The 255-nt window shown below is 56.5% G+C and carries 1 rRNA gene; it reads left to right on the forward strand.

The features are described 5' to 3' along the window. Positions 1-255, forward strand: a 16S ribosomal RNA gene (locus tag JHD74_RS26495); the annotation flags it as partial.

The following is a 255-nucleotide window of genomic DNA, read 5'->3' on the forward strand; positions in this document are numbered from 1 at the left end:
GTCCAGACTCCTACGGGAGGCAGCAGTGGGGAATATTGCACAATGGGCGCAAGCCTGATGCAGCCATGCCGCGTGTGTGAAGAAGGCCTTCGGGTTGTAAAGCACTTTCAGCGAGGAGGAAGGGTTCGGTGTTAATAGCACCGTTCATTGACGTTACTCGCAGAAGAAGCACCGGCTAACTCCGTGCCAGCAGCCGCGGTAATACGGAGGGTGCAAGCGTTAATCGGAATTACTGGGCGTAAAGCGCACGCAGGC

The sequence above is a fragment of the Serratia sp. ASV30 genome (assembly GCF_016428815.1).
GTDB classification, from domain to species: Bacteria; Pseudomonadota; Gammaproteobacteria; order Enterobacterales; family Enterobacteriaceae; genus Chania; species Chania fonticola_C.